At 50.6% G+C, this 22,343-nt stretch carries 14 protein-coding genes; 3 read left to right on the forward strand and 11 right to left on the reverse strand.

Annotated features, from left to right (window positions below):
- Positions 1 to 651: 651 nt before the first annotated feature.
- Complete coding sequence (locus tag CRP01_RS39260; RefSeq protein WP_170110737.1) at positions 652 to 3,078, reverse strand: PAS domain S-box protein; 2,427 nt, start codon at positions 3,076 to 3,078, stop codon at positions 652 to 654.
- A 183-nt stretch (positions 3,079 to 3,261) separates the two neighbouring features.
- Here CRP01_RS39260 and CRP01_RS39265 point away from each other — a divergent pair, with 183 nt between their 5' ends.
- Positions 3,262 to 3,639 carry a response regulator gene (locus tag CRP01_RS39265; RefSeq protein WP_099155584.1) on the forward strand — a complete coding sequence of 126 codons (378 nt, stop codon included), beginning with the start codon at positions 3,262 to 3,264 and terminating at the stop codon, positions 3,637 to 3,639.
- A gap of 18 nt (positions 3,640 to 3,657) precedes the next feature.
- On the opposite strand, the gene CRP01_RS43265 is transcribed toward CRP01_RS39265, so the two are convergent.
- From CRP01_RS43265 to CRP01_RS39290, 5 genes are all read right to left on the reverse strand, one after another.
- A complete protein-coding gene (locus CRP01_RS43265; RefSeq protein ID WP_222845932.1) occupies positions 3,658 to 4,857 on the reverse strand; it encodes a sigma-54 interaction domain-containing protein in 1,200 nt (399 codons plus the stop codon).
- 139 nt (positions 4,858 to 4,996) lie between these two features.
- Positions 4,997 to 6,136, reverse strand: a complete 1,140-nt coding sequence (locus CRP01_RS39275; protein ID WP_099155585.1) for a lycopene cyclase family protein — start codon at positions 6,134 to 6,136, stop codon at positions 4,997 to 4,999.
- Between the two features lie 3 nt (positions 6,137 to 6,139).
- A complete protein-coding gene (locus tag CRP01_RS39280; protein WP_099155586.1) occupies positions 6,140 to 6,976 on the reverse strand; it encodes a phytoene/squalene synthase family protein in 837 nt (278 codons plus the stop codon).
- Positions 6,977 to 7,017: 41 nt separating this feature from the next.
- Positions 7,018 to 8,517 (reverse strand): phytoene desaturase family protein, encoded by a 1,500-nt coding sequence (locus CRP01_RS39285; protein WP_099155587.1) that lies wholly within the window; start codon positions 8,515 to 8,517, stop codon positions 7,018 to 7,020.
- A gap of 223 nt (positions 8,518 to 8,740) precedes the next feature.
- Complete coding sequence (locus CRP01_RS39290; protein WP_170110738.1) at positions 8,741 to 11,269, reverse strand: hypothetical protein; 2,529 nt, start codon at positions 11,267 to 11,269, stop codon at positions 8,741 to 8,743.
- A 107-nt stretch (positions 11,270 to 11,376) separates the two neighbouring features.
- On the opposite strand from CRP01_RS39290, the gene CRP01_RS39295 reads away from it, so the two are divergent.
- The gene (locus tag CRP01_RS39295; protein ID WP_099155589.1) at positions 11,377 to 12,063 is read left to right on the forward strand and encodes a DNA alkylation repair protein; all 687 of its coding nucleotides are present in this window, start codon (positions 11,377 to 11,379) and stop codon (positions 12,061 to 12,063) included.
- Between the two features lie 63 nt (positions 12,064 to 12,126).
- Here the strand turns inward: CRP01_RS39295 and CRP01_RS39300 are convergent, their stop codons facing one another.
- Both CRP01_RS39300 and CRP01_RS39305 read right to left on the reverse strand, forming a co-directional pair.
- Complete coding sequence (locus CRP01_RS39300; protein WP_099155590.1) at positions 12,127 to 12,999, reverse strand: aminoglycoside phosphotransferase family protein; 873 nt, start codon at positions 12,997 to 12,999, stop codon at positions 12,127 to 12,129.
- Positions 12,996 to 14,573 (reverse strand): N-acyl-D-amino-acid deacylase family protein, encoded by a 1,578-nt coding sequence (locus CRP01_RS39305; protein ID WP_099155591.1) that lies wholly within the window; start codon positions 14,571 to 14,573, stop codon positions 12,996 to 12,998. Before CRP01_RS39305 ends, CRP01_RS39300 begins: the two co-directional genes overlap by 4 nt.
- Positions 14,574 to 14,657: 84 nt before the next feature.
- Between CRP01_RS39305 and CRP01_RS39310 the strand changes: the two genes are divergently transcribed.
- A complete protein-coding gene (locus tag CRP01_RS39310) occupies positions 14,658 to 16,331 on the forward strand; it encodes an N-acyl-D-amino-acid deacylase family protein (protein ID WP_099155592.1) in 1,674 nt (557 codons plus the stop codon).
- 72 nt (positions 16,332 to 16,403) lie between these two features.
- Here CRP01_RS39310 and CRP01_RS39315 read toward each other — a convergent pair whose 3' ends face one another.
- The 3 genes from CRP01_RS39315 to CRP01_RS39325 form a co-directional block, all read right to left on the reverse strand.
- Entirely contained in the window at positions 16,404 to 17,054 is a 651-nt protein-coding gene (locus CRP01_RS39315) for a carboxypeptidase-like regulatory domain-containing protein (RefSeq protein ID WP_233752836.1), read from the reverse strand.
- Between the two features lie 463 nt (positions 17,055 to 17,517).
- The gene (gene lon, locus CRP01_RS39320) at positions 17,518 to 19,962 is read right to left on the reverse strand and encodes an endopeptidase La (protein ID WP_099155594.1); all 2,445 of its coding nucleotides are present in this window, start codon (positions 19,960 to 19,962) and stop codon (positions 17,518 to 17,520) included.
- Between the two features lie 415 nt (positions 19,963 to 20,377).
- On the reverse strand, positions 20,378 to 22,303 hold the full coding sequence (locus CRP01_RS39325; RefSeq protein WP_099155595.1) for a DNA topoisomerase IV subunit B: 1,926 nt from the start codon (positions 22,301 to 22,303) through the stop codon (positions 20,378 to 20,380).
- Positions 22,304 to 22,343: the final 40 nt, after the last annotated feature.

Consider the following 22,343-nt stretch of genomic DNA (forward strand, 5'->3'; position numbering starts at 1 on the left):
TAGGCCTCCCGCTAGCGTTCATCCTGAGCCAGGATCAAACTCTCCATAGTAAAGTTCTTACGAACCTACTAATAGTAGATCCAAATATTTTTACATCGGATAAGTCCTGGCTTCAATTTACGTCTCTCAACGAAAATATCCGCTTAGCTGTGTCTTATATGTGCTAATTCTTCTCTTCAAATCTCTTACCTCGCTACCTGCAGTGTCAAAGAACTTTTCGAATCTATTACGAGCACGCAACACTCTTGTTACAAACTCAGATTCTTATCTTAAAGTATTAAACTTTCTCGTTTGTTTCCCCGCTCTCTCGCAAAGGGAATGCAAAGATACAACCGCTTTTTATTCTGACAAAATTTTTCAGGATTTTTTTAGAAAAAATTTGAAACCATTTTGTCATCTCTTCGTTGTCTCTCTCGCCGTATCTTTCAATTTCTGTTCGCCTTCCTTCGAAAGCGGATGCAAATGTATAACAATAATTCTATTCCCACAATACCTTCTTCAAAAAAACTATAGAAAACCGCGCTTTTCGGGTGTATTTAGGAGAGATCAAGCACTTCGATCGGCATCTACTCATTTGATTTCTAATCACTTAAAAACACGCCCACTTATTTTCATTTTTTTTGAAAAAAGTTCCCGGCCCGGACGTTTTTTTCAGGAAGGCTCTATTTCCGGGAATTCTACCGTGAATTGAGTGCCTTTTCCCGGTACCGTCTGCACTCTGATCTCTCCATTATGGTAGTCAATGATCTTTTTGACGATGTAAAGCCCCAGTCCCATTCCTTTTACCTTGCTCCCGCTGGCCGCCCGATAGAACTTATTGAATATCTTTTCTACTTCTTTCTGCTGCATACCGATCCCCTGATCCTGAATTCTGAAGAAGATCCGTCCCTTACTGCCGCTCAATTGTACTTTTATCGTCTGCCCTTTGGGGGAATACTTCTGAGCGTTGCTCAGCAAGTTGACCACTACCTGTTCCAGGCGTTCCTCATCTCCATATATATATAGGTCCGGTTCGAGGTGCAGGTCCAACACATGCCGGGTAGCAGCCAGGTCCATATTGTCAATAGTATCTTTCACTATAGCGGAAAAATTAGCCGTCTCCATTTTAAAGGAGAGCTCTCCCCTTTCCACTTTGGAAATATCCAGAAAATCGGTAATGAGGCTACGCATCTTAAGTGTGCTTTGCAAACACTTATCCAGAAACGGCCGCGTCTTTTCCTGCTCGCCGATCATACGCTGCAGTAATCCCAGATATCCGGCGATGCTGGTAAGCGGCGTACGCAGTTCGTGGCCGGCAATCCGCAGGAAGTCGTCCTTCTGTTCTTCGGCCAATTTGCGATCCGTGATATCCTGAGCTGTTCCGATAAAGCGGTAAGCTTCGTTTTTATCGTTGAGGTAACTCTGCCCCGTTGCTCTGATCCATCTTTCCTTGCCGTCCGTCCTCCGGACCACGCGGTATTCTATATCGTAGTGCTCCGTACCCTGGAGCGCGGCCCTTACTTTAAGGTCTGTTCTTTCCCGGTCTTCCTCGTGCAGCGCATCCAGAAACTTTTCGTACGTCATATCCTCCCGCACCGGAATGCCAAATATCTCTTTACAGATATCCGACCACTGCAGGATGCCATCCAGGGGATAATAGTCCCAGGTGCCCAGGTTGGTGGCAGCGGCAGCCAGTCGCAGTTTCTCTTCCTTCTCTTTCAGTTGCTCTTCGGCCACCTTTTGTTCGTGTATATTAAACACGGCACCGATGAAACCGACGAATTGGTAATTCTCATCGAAATTGGGCAGACCGGAATCTACGTGCCAGTAGAAATTACCGGCTCTATCTTTCAGGCGGTAGTTCTGGGTGTAAGGGGTACGCGTTTCGGTAGCGTACTGGAAGTTGGTCTTTACCTCTTCCAGGTCTTCCGGGTGCACTGCTTCCAGCCAGCCGAAATCTTTCCACATGGATTCTGACTGACCGGAATAGATGCCCCACTGCTTATTTATATAGGTACATCGCCCCGTTTTATCCGTTACCCAGATGATTAGCGGGACATTATCCGCCATTTCCCGAAATCGCTTTTCACTCCGCGCGAGAGCGATCTCCTTTTTTCGCTCCTTTTCAAAGGATCGTACATCGGCAATTGCCGTAGAGATCTGGGCGGCGGTGAGCGTCAGGTAATTTTTGTATTCATCATCCATTTCCAGATAGGGCGATAAGCCGCAGAGCAATAGTCCGGTGACTTCCTGTTGCCCCGGTTTCAGCAAAGGGACCATCGCCACGGAGTTGATGGGTTTACCATCCTCATGTCGTACCTCTTCCAGGACCTGTTCCAGATCATCCGCGATCACGATCTGCCTGGACTTTTGTAAATGGTCGATCATGCAGTCTTCGTCTCCCTCTCCGACCAGTGGTTGAAGCTCCGCCGGAAAGGTCTCGGCACTACCCATAATTTTACTGCCAGCCACCAGGTCAAATTTCAAACCATCATCCCGACGTAGATATAAAGCAGAGAACTGAATATCCCGGGCATTTTTCTCCAGTACTTTTATCGTAGCTTCACCGAGCGCGGGCAATTCGCGATACCGGGCACTAAGTGAGGAGATATCCTTGATGCAGCTCAGCCTTCTCTGTTGCTGGATCTTGGCTGATTCTTCATTACAGGCGCAAAACAATCCGCCGATCGCTCCATTATCATCCCGAAACGGACTGTACGAAAATGTCCAGTACGTCTCCTCCATAAATCCTTTTCGTCCCAGATACATCAGCAGATCCCGGGCGTGAAATTCTTCACCCCGAAATACATTCTCAACCACCCCGCCGATCTGCCCCCAGACCTCCGCCCATACCTCACGGGCACTTTGCCCCAGTGCATCCGGGTGTTTTTGACCCAATACGGGCAGATAGGCATCGTTGTGAAACATGATCAGATCGGGTCCCCACCAGATGAACATCGGGTAACCGGAATGCAAAATAATGTCCAGCCCCACCTTCAGACTCCGGGGCCAATGCTCCGGTTCTCCGAGCGAAGTTTGCGACCAATCCTTGTTCCGGATCAGTTCCAGCATGATATTGCCGTCCTCCGGAGATTCCATCCAAGAACTATTTGCATTTAACTCGCTCATTGTTTAAACTTTTGGGCTTACATTTGCTTTTAGATTAGAAAGATTTTCTTTCTGAAAAAACTACACACCCGGAGAAGCCGTTACTACTATTGAAGTTCTCCGTGATGTTATGTAACTTAGTGGAGTCAACAATCTCTCGCTAACTGGATTTCAATGGAAAAAAAACATATTCTTATTGTTGATGACGATCCGGACATTTTAAATGTAATGACCAATACGCTGCAGTTGAATCAAAGCTACCATGTTATTGGTTTTTCAAACGGCAAAGAAGTGCTCAATTACATTGATCAGCATCCGCTGGAAATTCCGGACCTTTTCGTTCTCGATATCTGGTTGCCGGATATCGACGGGGACGAGATCGCCCAGTTGTTGAGAAAAAATGAAGATACCCGTAATCGATTCATCATTCTAATCTCAGCCGTGATCGATGCTAAAACAGTAGCGGAGGAAGTTGGTGCGGATGATTACCTTTCCAAACCATTTCTAATCGAAGAGTTGGAGCACAAAGTGGATCAACTGATCCGGGCCTAATCCACTCCGTACGGTATATCACTGTTGCTGTTGCATCAGGAAAGGCCTTAAATTCAGCTCATCGCCCTTACTCAGAATGATGGCCCGTTCAATTATGTTCTCCAGCTCCCGAATGTTTCCCGGAAAATTATAGTTCATCAGTACTTTCATATCCTCTCCGGATATCTGCTTTACCTTTCTCCCCATTTTCTGGTTGAACTTTTCAATGAAAAATTTAGCCAACAGAGGAATATCGTCTTTTCGCTCCCGCAGCGGCAGGTTGTAAATAGGGAACACACTCAGTCGGAAATAAAGGTCCTCCCGGAAATCGCCCTCACTGATCATCTTTTTCAGATCCCGGTTGGTGGCTGCGATCAATCGTACATTGATCTTGATCGTCTTGTTTCCACCCAGCCGTTCAAACTCTCCTTCCTGTAGTACCCGCAGCAGTTTCGGTTGTAGATGGATCGGTAGTTCTCCCACCTCATCCAGTAGCAGGGTGCCGCCATCGGCCATTTCGAAACGTCCGATCTTGCGTTGGAAGGCACCGGTGAATGCGCCCTTTTCGTGTCCGAATAATTCACTGCCGGCCAAATGCTCGGGAATAGCCGCGCAGTTCACTTTTACGAACGGGGATTTGCGCCGGCCACTGAGGTTATGTATGGCATTGGCCAAAAGTTCTTTTCCGGTTCCGGTCTCTCCTTCGATCAGCACGGTAGCGTGAGTATCGGCAACCTGCTCAACCTGTTTGAGCACTTTCCGATACTTCCGGTTCTTACTGATGATGCCCGAAGAGTTCTGTTGCAGATTGATCTCTTCCAGGTTAAACCTTTCCTGGTTCGGCTGTCCGGCTTTGCCGGCTCCGGCATCGGTCTTGGCGGTGGACTGCCAAAACAGACAGACCGCATCATTTCCATCTAAAGTTAAGAAAAACTCTCTGGCCTTTACGGGGACGAGCTGGTCGTCGGCCGTTTTGACGGAATATTGCAGTTCTCGCTGCCCGTCTGACTTGACCCTGGTCCATCGCTCGGACCAGGACTCCTGATCCGAATGGGCTAAAATGCCGTTTAAGGGTTGGTCCAATAATTCCTCTTCCTTATAACCGAGCCTTTCCCAACAGGTGGCGTTGGCGTATATAATGGTACCGTCAGCCTGGGCCCAAACGATCATTTCCACTGCATTGTGCAATGCGAACCGGGCCAGAGATGGAAATTGGTATACCGACATACTTTTTTCCATATTAATGTTTTGAACATGTTGCATTTTCTCTGGCGATGATCGCAGAGAAAACAGAACTAGCTACTTTTTGGCTTTTAGATAATAGTAAGGTAATTAAAACGTCTTATTCTGAGTAGGTCATCTAATTATTGTACCTACCTTAAATTTCGATCAAGGCTCTTAGGAAAGGAGATTTAGGTAGAGAACTTACCAATTGGGCCTCCAAAAATACACTTGTTTCGGCATTTAAAAAAGCGAGGACGCGCTCTGGATCATTTTTAGCGAATAATTTTTCAAAAAGATCGCTCCCCGGATAATACTTCTGTTCCAGTACCCGCAACATAAGCTTATCGTAGAAAGAAGCGCGCCGCTCCGGCCAGGAAGTAGGGAGTATCGGTGACCGGCCGGCCGCCAGGCAATCCGCGATATTTTCTACCCGCCGTTGGATGTTAAAAAACGTGTAGCCCGAAGAAGCTCGCGTATCCCCACCGGCCATTCCCAGATGGATGACCCGTCCTTCGTGCGTGGGGAAGGAAAAATCCGTCATCGGTATGTTTCCCATTTCAACCTGTTCAATGGAAAAATCGCTGACTCCCGGTAAATACCGGTCTACATAATCGTGAAGGATGGCATCGTAAGCTTCCGCTTCGAGATGATTATTGGAAAAAATAGCGATCTCCACCAATGCTTCGTAGGGTGAAGATGGCAATACATACAGGAATCGGGTCTCCTGATGCTGTGGGATACGGAAATCCATCAAGGTTGCCTGCCCGGGATCGAATGCGGCGGTATCGGTCTTGATAAACCAGCCCCGGAAATGCTGGTCCAGATAATTGACCTTGGTCTTGTCGATCTTTCCGAAGAAAATACTATTGAAGCACCAGGATGCGCTGAAGGTCCGGTCACCGACCTGCACTTCCACACCCTTATCTGTAGAATTCAGGCTATGAACTTCTCCGTAATACCGCTCTACATTACCGGCACGGTCGATCAGGTCATCCGTGTACTGGTAAAAATCGATCCCCCGGATCAGTTTGTAGGTATAGGGAGCAATGTCCAGCAGGCGGCTGAACTGGTGGGTGTGGACCCAAATGTGATCCCAGGAATGGAAGACGATGCCTTCGAAAAAACCGGCTTCCTTTTCCCAAAAACACCAGGTCCGGTCATTTTCCCGTTTGGGACTCCGGTCGATCAGTAAGATCTTTTTCTCCCTAAGCTCCGGATTGGCGAGCAGGCGGCAGATGAGACTCCGGCCGGCAGCTCCTCCCCCCGTAACGATATAGTCATACGTTTGCTCCATGGATTATAGCATCCCCAGCTGGTTCTTTACCGCTGAGCTGAAAAGCAAATATACTTTTTTGCGGTCGGGCACCCTGATCCGTTCCTGGGTTACCCGGCGAACGGGAGCACTTTTGATCTTATCGAACAGATTGGTGTAATAAACATAAGCCAGATAAACCCCCAGACGGCATCCCTTGGGCAACTGCCGGATACCGATAAATGCATCGTCAAAATCTTTTTTGATATCGGCTTCGATCGTCGTTTTATCCTCCTGTGTGAAATTCACGAAATCCACTCCCGGGAAATAAACCCTTCCCCGGTCGTCGTAATCACTCTTCATATCACGCAGAAAATTGATCTTCTGAAAGGCGGAACCCAGGCTACAGGCGGAGGCCTTCAGGTGCTGGTAGGCCGCATCGTCTCCCTCGCAGAAAACCCGCAGGCACATCAGCCCCACAACTTCCGCCGAACCGTAGATGTATTTTTTATACAGGCTGTCCTCATAGCGGTCAAAGAACAGGTCCATTTCCATACTATCCAGAAAAGCGTCGATCAGTTCGCGTTCGATCTGGTATTTGTGGACCGTTTCCTGGAAGGCGTGCAGTACGGGGTTCAGGCTGATCCGCTCCTCAATGGCTTTGTAAGTATCCTCGCGAAACCGTTGCAGCAGTACGGCTTTGGGGTAATCGTGGAAGGTGTCCACTATTTCATCAGCAAACCGGACAAAACCGTAGACTGCATAGATCGGAGAACGAAAACGCTTGTGAAACACGCGGATCCCCAAGGAAAAGGAAGTGCTATACCGGGTGGTGATCAACCGGCTACATTCTCTACAAACTTGGTTATACAGGCTTAGCATAAAAAGTTAATTGTGGCATCAGATCTTCGATCGGAAGGTCATCAAACTGCCGATGTTAGTGGTTTATTCAACTTATGGTTCTTGGCTATTTCCGCCGCTACTACCTGCCCCGATATCAGAGAAGGCGGTACTCCCGGCCCCGGCGTGGTCAGTTGCCCGGCGTAAAACAGGTTTTTCACTTTTTTACTGCGCAGCTTGGGTTTGAGGAAAGCCGTTTGCCTCAGGGTATTCGCCAGACCGTAGGCATTGCCCTTGTAGGCGTGGTAATCCGCTTTGAAATCCCGGTGCGCGTAGGATCGTTTATAGACCACACTGCCGCGCACGTCCTGTCCGGTCAATTTTTCGAGCCGGTCCATAACGATGTCGTAGTATTTCTCCCGCTCCGAATCCGTGTCTTGCAGATCGGGAGCGGTCGGGATCAGAATGAATAGATTCTCGTGTCCTTCCGGCGCAACGGAGGGGTCCGTGACCGACGGTGCGCATACGTAGAACAGTGGCTTGCTGGGCCACTGTGGCTGATCGTAGATCTCGACGGCGTGGCGCGAAAAATCTTCGTCAAAGAACAGATTATGGTGGTGCAGTCCCCGCAGTCGCTTATTCACACCAACGTAATACAGCAGGGAGGAAGGCGCCATCGTTCGCTTATCCCAGTAACTTTCCGTGTATTGCCGCCATTCGGGATCCAACAGTTGCTGTTCTACATGATGATAATCTGCGGCTCCTACCACTATGTCTGCCGTATATTGATCCCGGTCGGTGATCACTTTCCGGGCAACTCCATTGACGACATCGATCCGCTGTACCGCCTCACCGGTGCGCAATTGAACACCTTTTTCCCGGGCCAGCGCAACCATACCTTCCACGATCTTATGCATTCCGCCCATCGGATACCAGGTACCCAGCACCAGATCGGCATAGTTCATCAGGCTGTACATCGCCGGGGTATTCTCGGGAGTGGCTCCCAGGAACAGTACCGGGAACTCCAGCATCTGCCGCAACTGTTCGTGACGGAACAGGCTCCGCACATGGGAAGACATGGACTGGAACATCTGTAGGCGAAATACGCTTTTCAGCACCCGCATATCGGCAAACTCCAGGATACTATGCCCGGGCTTTTGCACAAATTCCTGCATGCCTACCCGGTATTTGTAGGCTGCTTCTTCCAGAAATTTATCCAGGTGCTTCCCGCTGCCGGGTTCGTAGCGCTCAAAAAGCGCCTTCAGGTCATTCAGCTGCGCGGGTACCTCCATGATATCCTCCGGTCCGAAGTAGATCTGATAGGAAGGATCCAGTCGGACCAGGTCGTAGTAATCGGATACCTGCTTACCGAATCGTTGGAAATAAGTGTCGAATACATCCGGCATCCAGTACCAGCTCGGGCCCATATCAAAGGTAAAGCCTTCGGCCTCGAACTGACGGGCACGACCGCCGGGCACTTCATTTTTTTCCAAAATGCGTACCTCGTATCCCTGGTCAGCCAGGGTGGTGGCTGCGGCTAAGCCGGCAAAACCCGATCCGATAACAATCACTTTTTTTCCCAAGGATCCCTTTTTTATTTTGCAACCGGCGGTTTAATTATCGCCTGAAAAATGAGCTGTTGAAAAAATACTCGTGTTCAACAGGAGATTTACGTTTTTGTTTAAAAACAAGTTAGCTAAACTTTAGACTAAAAAAGGCAAAATATTGCAACGCAATTAGTTAGACCGGTGAAGAAGTTTTTTTGCCGATCTACGCTCCGCACCTTCGAATGTCCGGCTGTGCAGATCACTGTTTAATCCATTTTACGATACCGGTTCTCCCTTCGGATCGGACCCGTATCACGTAAAATCCAGCGGACAGATCTGACACGTCAATTGGCCGGCCGGCCGGTTCGTTCCGACGGCCGCGCAACAGCACCCGACCGGTACCACCTTCCATGATCTCGTAGGTAAGGCTGCCGCCGAACTGAGCCGCATCTACTTTTAAGAATAATGCTTCCCCGCCGGCCAGCGGATTCGGAAAGACACTCACCCCGATCGAATCGTAAGTTCGCGGATCCCGGGTATTGGTGGGCGGCAGTCCCTGCACCCGCACGAGGGACATGATACGGCCGTCGACATTGAACTGACCTCCCAGGTAGAAATTACGGTTCTCGCCCACCGCCATGATGTCGATGTCAACCACTCCCAAACCGGGAGCAAAATCATCCAGGTACCGGCCGTATTCGTCAATAATGATCTGAAAAGGTTCTTCTATATCGGAATAGATCTTGTTGCAACTGCCAACGACCAATACCCGGCCAGGTGCTATCTCCCCGACAAAGGTGTTATCCACGGTGTAAAAGATCGGGCACACGGAGCTGCCGTAGTTAAACCTGAAATCCTGCTTACCGTTTTGATCTATCTTATACAAGTAGGTGGCATTGGCACTATAGGGCACTGAAGCCGGCGGGCTCCCTTCGATCAGCATTGAACCGTCATGGAGTAAAATCGCCTGGTGGTTGGAGAATTTCTCCCGCACTTCGAATTTGAAACTGTTATCCAGGGTGCCGTTCTTTTCGGCCCGGACCAGGCTGGTGGGCCCAAACCCGTCGTAGATCATTTTATTCCCAAATAACAGCAGCCGGTCATCCGGTTGGAGGATGATCTCCCGGTATACTCCCCGGTCGGTAAGCAAATCCAAATGCTGATCGGCAAAATCGATCAGTAGGTTTCCGGCTGTATCGTATTTGACCAGTTGCCGCCCGTCTTCGGGCACTATCTGGTCAAACTGGCCACTTTCTCCGGCGTAAATATGGTCCTCGCTATCCACCTCCAAAAATGAGATGGTGCCCGTGCCATTAAAACCGTAGGGATAGGGGGAGAAATTTTTCAGAATATTCCCATCCTGATCGGTTATGTTTACCCCACTTAGGTACTTGTCGTTCTCTTCCGTAAAAGTATATTGGCTCCCGAATACATAATTGCCATTCGACAAGGTATCGATCTCATAGATCGGAGTGTAATATTTGGAGAGTTCCAGGTTGAAAGTGGTATCCAGCGATCCATCCGGCAAAAGCCGCACAACGTTAACTGCCCGGCGGCCGTTTACGACCTGGAAAAAGCCTCCCACTAATAACTTACCGTCGTTCAGTAACTGCACATCATAAATTATGCCCGGCCTATTTATCGCAGCATTGAAGCCGAGGTCAATTTGCAGGTCCTTACCATTTTCAATCGGTTCGGTGCGAAATAAACCCGAGGCGAAAACCTCATCGAAGTTGATGAAATTTCCAGCTACCAGCAAGGCGCCATCCGGCCTTATTGCAAGATCCCAGACAGCTCTCCAGCTAGAAGCTCCGATGGAGTAGGAAAAGGCCGTGTCCGGATTGATCTGGTATAGATCTTTAGTATAAAACAGGAACATGCTGTCCCCTGCTGCGGTAAGTCCCTGTGGCCCTTCATTTAATTTAACGGATCTTAGGAGCTCCCCGCTACCGGTAAGCATACTCACCGTACTATTTAGCTGCACTACACCGATCAGACCCGCTGGGGTCTTTTCAACTGCGCTTATGCGCGCTCCGGTCCTCATACTTTCGGGCGGGTGAAAATCCATATCCACTGCCCCCTGCACATCCAGGCGAAACAGGTTAGCGGTCTGTTCTCCTAACTCCAGCATTTGTCCGTACAACACAAAGCTGCTATCCGCATAGGCGGAAATCCCATACATGGTTCGATCACCGAAGGATTCCCATTCATCCTGTATTTCCGGAAAATCTGAGAATAAACTACCGTCCGGATTCAGTACATTTACCCGATCGGCCCGTAAGTCGTCCTGGCCGGGTACTTGAATGGTCGTAAGCAATAAAATTTTTTGATCCGGCAGGATATCGATATCCTGCACTTCCCATGTCCGGTCTCCGGAGAAATTAAAGGTCGTATCCAGACTACCATCCGGAAGTAATCGAAGCAGATTGCCGATGAACTCGCGATCCGGATCGTGAAAACTCCCTCCGATCAGGATCTTATCATCCGGCTGTACGATCTTGGCCCGAAAGGCCGATGATAAGGCAATCTTAGGGTCCAGAGTAAAGGATGGATCCTCCTGGCCATCTGGCAGTAAACGAGAAAGTCTCCGGTTGGCAGGACGATTTCCGATGTAGTCAAAACTACCGCTCAGCAGGATCTTGTTATCACCTTGCAACAGGACCTCATTGACAACACCCGCAACCCGGGAAAATTCCGGTCGAAAATCAGGATCCAGCTCCTGGGCGTGGAGTAAGGACGAAAATGTCAAAGAGCAAAAGAAGATCAGGAAAAAAGAGCGTTTTTTCATACTGTTCCAATTAGAGGTATTCGCGTAGTGATATATCTTATTCATTAACAAGAAGCAAAGATCACCTTATCGGTTTCACTTCATCCCTATTATCTGTAAATTGCCTGATGTCAACTTCTCAAGCTTATTATAAGGATATTCATAATGCTTTCCAGGCGGCGGGCCGTCCCGAGATCGCCGAAGGCCAGGCTCGTTACCTGCGCGATCAGTTCGAGTTTTTCGGACTGAAAATGCCGGCCTGGACCGCCATTGCCAAAGACTATTTCAAAACCAAGGGTTTCCCGCCCCCGGAAGATCTGATCCCGGTTGTCCGGCTTTGCCTGGAAGATGATCACCGCGAGCTGCATTACTTCGGGATCGAGCTGACCCAGCGGCAGCTAAAAAAACAATCCGCCGAATTCATCAACTTCCTCGAAGAGCTGATCATTACCCGTTCCTGGTGGGATACCGTCGACTGGATCGCCAAGCTTGCCGGTATACATTTTAAACGTTTCCCGGAGCTCCTTCGGCCCGTTACCCGCCGCTGGATGGATTCGGAAAATATCTGGTTACAGCGGTCCGCTATCATCTGCCAGCGCTTCTACAAACGGGAAACCGACGCCGAATTGCTTTTTTCCTACATCCTGGAAGTTGCGGATTCGAAAGAATTTTTCCTCCAGAAAGGAGCCGGATGGGCTTTGCGGGAATATTCCAAGGTTGCGCCAAATGAAGTTACTCAATTTATAGCAAGCCACCAACTTCCGCCACTGACCGTGCGGGAAGGCATGAAATGGATCCGTAAGCAGGAAAAGTGACTGTTCCAGAACATGAAGGGATAAGCACGGCACCGGGGAAGATCGTCCCGGTCCGAAAGATACCTATTCGGTGGCAATATTCTGCAGGATGGAAGCTCCGATATCCGCATGTCGTTTATCGCCTCCGGCTCCGGATTCCAGAAAAATAGTTCCGAAAAAAATAGCCCAGCCAATGGCCCGGTTCTTTAAACTTTGGTCGGCACCGTAGGCCGTTAATGCCTTCTCCCGGGTAGGTTTATCCCGGAAAAGCATCCAGAATACAGCCAGATCAGTTGCGACATCGCCACCGGTCAGGTCCCCCCAATCGATAATAGCTCCAACGAGGCCATTGTGTACAATGATATTGCGCGGGTGCAGATCACCGTGCAGCAGCTGAGCCCCGGCCGGGAATGGCTCCTCCAATGCGTTTTGCCAGAGTTGCCTGATCTGATCCGTGATCAGGTCTTTTCTATTGGCCAGTAGATCCAGTCGCCGAAAAACATCGGCGGCACGTATTTCCAGGGGGACTCCCCGGTAGTCATTGGTCGGAATATCGGCCGGAGCCGGACGGTGGAGTGCCCGCAAAAAGGTCGCCAGTGGCAGGGCCGCAGCATTCTGCACGGTCGCTTCGTCCGCTGCCCGCCCTGCGAACCAGGGCACGATCGTCCAGGGCCAGGGATAATAATCGGTAGGCTGCCCGATGCCAAGCGGCGCGGGGATACGGATGGGCAGTTGCGTTTCCAGTTGCGGCAGCCAGCGGATCTCGTTGTGCAGCAATTCGACGGCTAGCTGCCTCCGGGGGATCCGGGCAATAAAACGGTCACCAATTTTATAACTTTCATTGTCCCAGCCGGTATCCAGAAAGCGAACTTTCAAATGTGCAAACTCGGGAAACTGTTCCGCTACAAGTTGTTTTACCAATTGCTCACTGATCGCTATTTCCGCCGGTGGGATCATTTTTTACTGTGCTTCTTTCGCAGCACCTCTCCGGGTAACTTATGCTGAAAGACTCCATTATCCACGGCGAGTTTTCCGTTGATGATCACGTACTCGATGCCGGTCGGATACTGGTGGGGGTCTTCAAAAGTGGCCTCATCCTTAACGGTGGCAGGATCAAAAATCGTAATATCGGCATAGTTACCTTCCCGGATCATTCCACGCTCGGGTAAACCTATCCTTTGGGCGGGCAGGCTCGTCATTTTTCGTACGGCTTCTTCCAACGGCAGTACACCCTCTTCGCGCGAATAATATCCCAACACCCGGGGAAAAGTACCGTACGCCCGGGGATGCGGATGCCCTTTTCCGGGCGTACTCAACCGCCCGTCCGACGCTACCATGCTGAAGGGGTGCTGCATAATGCGCCGCACATCCTGTTCGTCCATGGCGTGAAAGATGCAGTTCGCGCCCCGGTGTAATTGCGCCTCGATCACCAGTTCGGCTCCCGTTTCGATATTCGGTTCCCGGCCTTCCGCCACTGCCCAGTCGTAGAGGGTTTTGCCTTCCAGTTCCGGTTTCCAGTTGAAGCGGGAGAATTGCACGCGGCGCAGATCTCCACCTCCCCGGTCGTTGACCAGGTTGTCCATAATGCCGGCCTTGATACTATCGCGCAGCACGGGATCTTCGCAACGTTTGGTAAACTCCGTGATCTGGTGCCCCTCCAGTGCCCAGGCGGGAATGAGCACGCTGATGCCCGTATGGCTGGCCGTATAGGGATATTGGTCCATCATGATGTCCAGTCCCGAGGAGCGGGCGGCATCCACCATTGCCAGGGTTTCCCGGCTTTTTCCCCACATGGGTTGCCCCATAGCTTTGTGGTGGGTAAGCACTACGGGGATCTCGGCTTTTTCCGAAATAGTAATCGCTTCACTCACCGCCTCGATGAGCCCCAGGCCTTCCTCCCGGAGATGTGAAGTATAGATCCCTCCTTCCCGGGCTGCTATCCGGGACAGCGCAATGATCTCATCCAGCTTGGCGTAGGTCCCCGGCAGGTATTTGAGTCCGGTTGAAATACCGAAAGCGCCCTCCTGCATGGATTTGGCCACGAGGGCTTCCATAGCCTTGAGTTCCCCTTCGGTCGGCGCTTTATTGACCAGCCCCATGATCTGATTACGCACGGAATTGTGCCCGACCAGATAAGCTACATTCATGCCCACTCCCTGTTCCTCCAGATCGTCGAGGTATTTACCCAACGGTAGGGGGCCGCCGCCGTCCGGACCGCCCAGGGCCGTGGTTACGCCCTGCCGGACGTGGCTCTCTGCTTCCGGCATCGTGGTCAGCGGTTCAATATGCGCATGAATATCGACAAAACCGGGACTGACGATCTTGCCTTCGGCATCGATCACCCGTTTGGCGCGCATTTTGATCTCGGGGCCAACCCGCAGGATACGATCTTTGCGAACGGCCACATCCAATTCCTGAGCCGGACTGCCGCTACCGTCCATAACGCTGCCGTTTACGATCAACAGATCCGCGGAAACCCCACAGGAGGCGAGAAAACAAATTCCAAGGAGAAATGTAAGTAGTCTTATCATAAGAACAATGAGTAGATGAGCTATTCCAAACTGAAGAATTGCTAAATTTAGGAGAAATTCATACACCATCAAAACCCTCACTACGTGAAAAGTTACCTACCTCTTTTTTCGCTCTTATTTATTTTGGCCTGTCAGTCGACACCTACCACTTACGATCTGCTGATCACCAATGCCCTGATCTACGACGGTACCGGATCCGCACCCGTGGAAGGATCGATCGCCATCAACGGCGATACCATTGTGGCGGTCGGCCCGCTGGAAGCAGCCAGTGGTACTCAGGAAGTGGATGCCGGCGGAATGGCCGTCAGCCCCGGTTTTATCAACATGCTGAGTTGGGCTACGGAAAGTCTGATCGAAGACGGACGCGGTATGAGCGATATTAAACAGGGGGTTACCCTGGAAGTGATGGGCGAAGGCTGGTCCATGGGACCACTGAACGATCAGATGAAAACGGATGAAAAGGCCAGTCAGGGAGATATCAAATTCGACATCAACTGGACCACCCTCGGGGAATACCTGGAATTTTTGGAAAATAAAGGCGTTTCCCCCAATATTGCTTCCTTCGTGGGCGCAACCACGCTGCGCATTCACGAGATCGGCTCCGTCGACCGCGAACCTACTCCGGAGGAACTGGACAACATGCGCACCCTCACCCGCACGGCCATGGAGGAAGGAGCCCTGGGCATTGGCTCCTCCCTCATCTACGCTCCGGCTTTTTACGCCAAGACCGATGAGATCATAGCATTGTGTAAGGTTGCCGCGGAATATGGCGGCACCTACATCACCCACATGCGCAGTGAGGGAAACAAGATACTCCAGGCCGTAGATGAAGTGATCGAAATAGCGGATCAGGCTGGTATCCGGGCGGAGATCTACCACCTGAAAGCCGGCGGCCAGCAGAACTGGCCCAAAATGGATCGGGTGATCGCCAAACTGGATAGCGCCCAAAAAGCCGGTATCGATATTGCCGCCGACATGTATAACTACGTTGCCGGTGCAACGGGCCTCGATGCCTCTATGCCGCCCTGGGTACAGGAAGGCGGCTACAAGGAGTGGGCCGAACGACTCCAGGACCCCGAGATCCGGAGCCGGGTGAAAGCCGAAATGAAAACCGACGCTATGGACTGGGAAAACCTCTACGCAGCGGCAGGGTCTGCGGATGGATTATTGCTCGTAGGGTTCAAAGCGGATAGTCTGAAAAAATATACGGGGAAAACACTGGCCGAAGTGGCCGAAATACGGGGGACGGATCCCGAAGATACCGCTATGGACCTGGTTATCCAAGATGGCAGTCGCGTGGGAACGGTCTATTTTCTGATGTCCGAAGAAAATATCAAGAAGCAGATCCAGTTACCCTATATTACTTTCGGTTCTGATGCCGGTGCGCCGGCGGCGGAAGGAGTATTCCTGAAATCGAGTACTCACCCGAGAACCTACGGGAATTTTGCCCGCCTCCTGGGCAAATACGTGCGGGATGAACAGGTTATTCCCCTGGAAGAGGCCATTCACAAACTGACCCTGCTGGCGGCCAATAAATTGAACATCCAGAACAGAGGGAAACTCGCTCCGGGCTATTACGCCGATATCGTTATTTTCGACCCGGCTACTATTCAGGATCACGCCACCTTCGAAGAACCGCACCAGTATGCCACCGGCGTACAGCACGTTTTTGTCAACGGTGAACAGGTACTGAAAGATGGAGAACACACGGGAGCTACCCCCGGAAAAGTCGTCCGTGGCCCCGGATATCAGGAGTAAAATTCAAGCGGGGAGTCTGGTGATCAAAACCAAACTCCCCGCTTGAATTATCCCTGTAGGACAATCTGAGTATTATTCCTTTTTATTTTTGAAATCTCCGCGCTTCCAGGAATCGAAAAACTTCTTCCAAGCGACGGGATTAAAGATATTCATTGGTGGCTGCTGACCGATGTGGTAGTAATCACGGGCCTGCTGGCGCATATAGTAATTGGCGTTCTCCCGGCCGTCTTTTGCCACTTCGTTCCGCATGCGGGCCAGGGTTTCGTTGGCCAGGTTGCGGGCCGCTCTTTCCTGAAGTTCCGGCGTCACGTCCATCGCCAGAAATTCCAGCTTGAAATGTTCCCGGCTGGGCCAGGGAAAGACAACTGTCTCCGGCAGGTTAATGGCATCCTGGGTCATCAATTGTACCAGAGAATAACGGTTGTCATCCAGATCGGTCGGGATCTCAAATTCCACGTTCTTATATCCGACTGCGGAAAAAACGATCGTATCGCCCTTTTCTACTACAATAGAGAAGAAGCCCTGAAAATCGGAATAGGTACCGCGGCCTTTATTCTTCACCAGGATATTGGTGTAGGGTACCGGAAATAATTCCTGCGTACTACCATCCAGGACCATACCGGAAAATTGCACCAACTCTTCATCATTCTCATCCTGAGCCAGTACGGTATTCGTAAACAGTCCCAGAATTAAAATGAGTAATATGTATCCGCTCTTCTTCATAACAATTTGCGATAGATTTATTTGATTCAGGTTGACGTACACCCGGTAGAGCGGAAAGGTAGCCGGAAGAAGCGAAACCATATAGCTTTTATATGCTTCAACCTGTTCGCCCTGCGCTCTACAATCCAAGTCACGCAACTTGAATTGTCAGCAGTCGTAACCAAGCTTTTCAGATACTGCTAATTATAGGACGCAGAAACCCGCGCTTAGGTTTGTTGCGGTCATATAAAAGTAGACTTTTTTAGCTTTTGTTAACGAATTTGGGTGGAATTTACCGGATTTTAGTCCGCTATGAATCAGAAGTTTGCGGTCCGGATATACTTTGGATCGCCGGTCCGGTCAGGTTTAGAATGGCCGGCCGACCGTCTATTTCACATTCATTATCAATCCTTTACCCGTCCGCTGCTACTACGAAAGCTACTGCAGACCGGAACAGATGCCCGCTCCGGTCTGCCCGATTCGGCTAGTTAACCGCCACGGTGCCCTTAAACGAAGGAGCAACCTCCCCGGAAAGCGCTACGTCCAGCACTTCATCCATTCGATCTACGTAGTGGAATTGAAGGTCTCCCAGGTATTCCTGATCTACCTGCTCTACGTGTTTTTGGTTGTCCTTACACAGAATGATCTCGCGGATACCGGCCCGCTTGGCGGCCAGGATCTTTTCCTTGATGCCACCTACCGGTAATACCTTGCCGCGCAGGGTGATCTCCCCGGTCATGGCCAGATAGGGTTTTACCGGCCGACCGGAAAATGCCGAGGTCAGGGTCGTGAGCATCGTGATACCGGCCGAAGGACCATCCTTGGGAATAGCTCCTTCCGGCACGTGCAGGTGCACGTCGTATTCGTCGAATACTTCCGGCTTCAAACCGAACTGCTTGGCTTTGGCTTTCAGAAAGCTCAGAGCTGTAGTGGCGGATTCTTTCATTACATCCCCCAGATTTCCCGTCAGGGTAAGTTTGCCCTTACCCGGGCTCAGACTGGATTCTATAAATAAGATATCGCCCCCTACCGGCGTCCAGGCTAAGCCAATGGCTACGCCGGGAACGGCTACTTCCTGATAAATATCGCGATCAAATTTGGAGGGCCCGAGGATATCCTTGAGGTCGCTCTTGCGGATCGTCGGACTGTATTTTTCTTCCATGGCCACATTTTTGGCCACGTGGCGCATTACCCCGGCGATCTGCCGGTTGAGTGACCGTACGCCGGATTCCCGGGTGTAGGACTGAATAATAGCCGCCAGCACATCGGGTTTGATCCGGACGTGTTTGGCTTCCAGCCCGTGCTCTTTACGTTGCTCCGGGATCAGGTGGCGTTTGGCGATCTCCACTTTTTCTTCCATGGAATAGCCGCTGATCTCGATGATCTCCATGCGGTCCAGCAGAGCCGGCTGAATGGTGCTCAGCGAATTCGCCGTGGCGATAAACAGGACCTTGGACAGGTCGTATTCCAGTTCCAGGTAATTATCGGAGAAAGTCCCGTTCTGTTCCGGGTCGAGTACTTCCAGCAATGCGGAAGACGGGTCGCCCCGAAAGTCTTTTCCTACTTTATCGATCTCATCCAGAATGAATACGGGATTGGAGGTACCTGCGCGCTTCAAAGATTGCAGGATCCGCCCCGGCATAGCGCCGATATAGGTCTTGCGGTGGCCGCGGATCTCGGATTCGTCGTGCAATCCTCCCAGAGACATCCGCACAAAATTCCGCTTCAGTGCTTTGGCGATCGAGCGTCCCAATGAGGTTTTACCCACACCCGGAGGGCCTACCAAACAGATGATCGGCGCCTTCATGTCGCCTTTCAGCTTCAATACCGCCAGGTGTTCCAGAATGCGTTGCTTCACCTTATCCAGACCAAAGTGATCCTTGTCCAGTATTTCGCGTACCCGCTTCAGGTTAAAATTGTCCTTGGAGTAGGATTGCCAGGGCAAGTCCAGCAAGAGCTCCAGGTAATTCAGTTGCACGGAATAGTCAGCAGCCTGCGGGTTCATGCGCCGCAGTTTGCTCATTTCCTTTTTGAATGCCTCTCCGATCACTTCCGGCCATTTTTTCTTTCTGGCCCGGATCACCATTTTCTGAAGCTCTTCTTCCTGCGGGTTTTGGCCCAGTTCTTCCTGGATCGTTTTGAGCTGCTGGTTCAGGAAATAATCGCGCTGCTGCTTTTCGATATCCACCCGAACCTTATTCTCGATCTTATCCTTTAACTCCAGCAACTGCAACTCATTGTGCAATTGACGGAGGATCGTATCGGCTTTTTCCCGCAGATCGTTAATCTCCAGGATCTTTTGCTTCACGCTGATCTTGGAACCCAGATTGGAAGAAATAAAGTTCATCAGGAAGCTGGGATTACTGATGTTCTTCAGCATCACCATCGCTTCGGACGGAATATTGGGCGACAACTCAATGATCTGACGCGCCAGATCCAGAATGGAGGCGATCAGCGCTTCAAACTCCAGCTTATTTTCGGGTGAAGTGTAATCCAGTAATTGGATAGTGCCCCGCATAAAGGGGGATTCCTGCAGCATTTCCACCAACTCGAAACGACGGCGGCCCTGTAAAATGGCCGTGGTCGTACCATCCGGCATACGCAGCAACTTCAGAATGCGCGCTACCGTACCGATATTGTACAGATCCTTGGCGGCGGGATCTTCTACTTCACTGTCTTTCTGCGAAAGCACCGCTACCACCTTACCGTTCTCGTAGGCTTCGTTGATTGCCTTGATCGATTTGTCTCTGCCAACTGTGATGGGAATGACAATGCCTGGAAAAAGCACTGTATTTTTTAAGGCCAGTACCGGTAGATTTTCCGGGAACTGTTCATTGCTCTGTGCATCATCTTCCTCTTCCATGGAGATCAGTGGAAGAAAGTCCGCATCCTCTTCGAAGCTATGATGGTTTAGAATCTCGTCAAACATATTTCATTCTTCTTTCAGCGCCTACTCTAAAAAACCTTCCATTTGCTGTCAGGAAAGCGGTCCTCAGTCGTAAGTCGTGGTTCAATGATTCACCAATCGCCGGCGTTCTTCAGATCCTGTCCATACGAGGAACATGGTCATTATATTCCGCCGAGCGTGGTATTTTTTACCGGCTATTCCTCATTTAACTCAAAGCACTGCCAGAAGTTTAGGCAAGTGGCTAAAAATAACAGCCAGCCGGCCTTTCAATGTCATTATGACAGCGAAAAGCCGGAAATACTATGACTTTCAAGCGGGCAATTTCCATGCCACACTGAAAAATACAAAAAAACCAGCCTAATAGCTGGTTCTTTTTTATATATGTGGGTAAAATCAAGACAAATAGGCAGTTTCATGCCTATCTATCAGGTAGGTCTTACTCAACTTCTACGGTCAGTTCGGAAGTTACTTCCTCGGCCGCGATCTCGGCGATCTCTTCCTCTTCGTCCTGGTCCACCTCATCCTTTTCTACCCGAAGATTATCAATGATGAAATCCTGCCGTTGCGGGGTGTTTTTCCCCATGTAGTACTGCAGTACTTCGTCGATATCAGTCTCTTCGTTCAAAACGACCGGATCCAGCCGGATATTCTCACCGATGAAATCCTTGAATTCACCCGGAGATATCTCACCGAGTCCCTTAAACCGGGTGATCTCCGGCTTACCTCTCAGGCTCTTGATCGCATTCTGCCGCTCCTGATCGGTGTAGCAGTAGAAAGTCTTTTGTTTATCCCGTACACGAAACAGAGGCGTATCCAGGATATAGAGATGCCCGTTGCGCACCAGTTCCGGAAAGAATTGCAGGAAGAAAGTCAGCAGCAACAGACGAATGTGCATACCGTCCACATCCGCATCCGTGGCGATCACGACGCGATTGTAGCGCAGATCATCCAGCCCGTCCTCAATGTTGAGCGCATGCTGCAATAAGTTGAACTCTTCGTTCTCGTACACGACCTTTTTGGTGAGTCCGTAACAGTTAAGAGGTTTACCCCGCAGACTGAATACGGCCTGGGTCTGTACATCACGGGCCTTGGTGATCGATCCGCTCGCCGAGTCCCCCTCCGTAATGAAGATGGTGGTACCCAGGCGGATCTCTTCGTCGGTTTTGCGGGGTCCGTCGCTGAAATGCGCGCGGCAGTCCCGCAGTTTTTTGTTGTGCAGGTTCGCCTTTTTGGCCCGCTGGTTCGCCAGTTTTTTAATACCGGCGATCTCTTTCCGCTCCCGCTCCGATTGCAAAATGCGCTTTTCCAGCGCCTTTTTGGTTTCCGGGTTACGGTGCAGGAAGCGATCCAGCTCCTCTCCTACATTATTCTTCATGAAGGTGCGGATAGTAGGCCCTTTCGGTCCCATATCCGTCGACCCCAACTTGGTTTTGGTCTGCGATTCGAATACCGGCTCTTCCACCCGGACGCTTAGTGCGGCTACGATCGAGCTGAGGATATCGCGGCGGTCAAATTTTCCAAAGTGGGTCTGCACGGCCTCTACGATCGCCTCTTTCAGCGCGTTGAGGTGGGTACCACCCTGGGTGGTGTGCTGACCGTTTACAAAGGAGTAGTACTGCTCGCCGTAGTGGTTGCCGTGGCTGATCGCCACTTCCACATCTTCCGCTTTCAGGTGGATGATCGGGTAGCGCAGGTTCTCATTGCTGGTTTTGCGCTCCAGCAGGTCCAGCAGACCGTTCTTGGAGACCAGCGTTTTGCCGTTGAAATTGATCTTCAGGCCGGCATTCAGGTAGGCGTAGTTCCAGAGTTGATTCTCAACGTAGTCGGAACGGAATTTATACTTTTTGAAAATATTCTCATCCGGCCGGAAAATGACCAGCGTACCGTTGCCCTCGTCCGTTTTTTTGACCTTTTGGTCCTTGGTAAGGTTTCCCTGTTCAAATTCGGCGATCTTGGTCTTGCCTTCCCGGATCGCCTGCACTTTGAAGTAGTCGCTCAGGGCATTCACGGCTTTGGTACCGACCCCGTTCAAACCTACGGATTTCTTAAATGCCTTGGAGTCATACTTACCACCGGTATTGATCTTGGAAACACAATCCACCACCTTACCCAGGGGAATACCCCGGCCGTAATCCCGTACGTAGACTTCGCCCTCCTCGATCTTGATGTCGATCTGCTTTCCGTGCCCCATGACGTATTCGTCAATGGAGTTGTCGATCACCTCTTTGATCAGGATATAGATACCATCGTCGGCGGAAGAGCCATCGCCAAGCTTGCCGATGTACATCCCCGGCCGCATGCGAATGTGCTCTTTCCAGTCGAGCGAGCGAATATTGTCTTCCGTATAGGTTACTTGAGCCATATTGAACCGTTGTGTTTAGGCCATACTGCCTTAGAGACTG

The sequence above is a fragment of the Flavilitoribacter nigricans DSM 23189 = NBRC 102662 genome (assembly GCF_002646595.1).
Taxonomy (GTDB): Bacteria; Bacteroidota; Bacteroidia; order Chitinophagales; family Saprospiraceae; genus Flavilitoribacter; species Flavilitoribacter nigricans.